Below are 1,118 nucleotides of genomic sequence, written 5' to 3' on the forward strand. Positions count from 1 at the left end.
CCGGCGCGGGTGCCGATCCCGACATCCTCGGCCATGGTGATCTGCACCGAGTCGACGTACTTGGAGTTCCACAGGGGCTCGAACAGGTTGTTGGCGAACCGCAGGGCCAGGATGTTCTGGACCGTCTCCTTGCCCAGGTAGTGGTCGATCCGGAAGACGTCCTCCCGGGTGAACACGTCGTCGACGAGGTCGTTGAGCGACTTCGCCGACGGCAGGTCGTTGCCGAACGGCTTCTCCACGACGACCCGACGCCAACCGCCGGACTTCTCGTTGTCGGCCATCCCGGTGCGGGCCAGCTGCTTGAGCACGACGGGGAACGCGGCCGGGGGGATGGAGAAGTAGAACGCCGCGTTGCCGGTGATGCCGTGGGTCTGGCGCAGGTCGTCCAGCGTCGAGGCGAGCTGGTCGAAGGCCGCGTCGTCGTCGAACGACCCACCGACGAACTTGATGTTGCCGGCCAGCCGTGCCCACACCTCGTCCCGCCACGGAGTACGAGCGTGCTTGCGGGCGGCCTCGCAGGCCAGCGTCTCGAAGTCGCCGTCTCCCCAGTCGCGGCGCGCGAAACCGAGCACTACGAAACCCGGCGGCAACAGCCCTCGGTTGGCCAGGTCGTAGACGGCAGGGAGCAGCTTCTTGCGGGCCAGGTCGCCGGTCACCCCGAAGATCACCAGAGCGCAGGGCTCCGGGATCCGGGGCAACCGGCGGTCCTGCGGGTCGCGCAGCGGGTTCACCGAACCATCGTCGGTTCGCGACTGCGGGGCTCGCAAACCCGGCTCACTCCTCGCGCTCACGGCGCCCCCTCGCTTCCGCCTCAGTCACGTCGTCCATCCTCACGCCCGCAGATCACCGGCCGCGTCGAGCAGTTGGGCGACACCGGCGGCACGGTCGGTCAGATGCAGCCGCAGCACCGGGCGCTCCCGGCCGGCGAGCGCCTGCCGGTCCCCGGCAGCCTGCGCCGCCTGCAACTCACCGAAGGTGTACGGCTTGCCCGGCACCGCCAGGTCCTCCGCGACCGCGCCGGTCACCTGGAGGTAGCTGCCCACCTGCGGGCCGCCCTTGTGGTACTGACCCGTCGAGTGCAGGAATCGCGGTCCCCAACCGAAGGTGACCGGCCGGCC

Annotated in this window: 1 protein-coding gene and 1 pseudogene; both read right to left on the reverse strand. The window is 69.9% G+C overall.

The features are described from left to right. Positions 1-731, reverse strand: a 731-nt coding sequence (locus tag KBX34_RS33090) for a glucose-6-phosphate dehydrogenase (RefSeq protein WP_210928995.1), incomplete at its 3' end; no start/stop codon positions are given. A gap of 99 nt (positions 732-830) precedes the next feature. Beyond that, positions 831-1,118: pseudogene (locus KBX34_RS33095) on the reverse strand (glucose-6-phosphate isomerase); the annotation flags it as partial.

It is taken from the genome of Micromonospora sp. M61, assembly GCF_018070245.1.
Classification (GTDB): Bacteria; Actinomycetota; Actinomycetes; order Mycobacteriales; family Micromonosporaceae; genus Micromonospora; species Micromonospora zamorensis.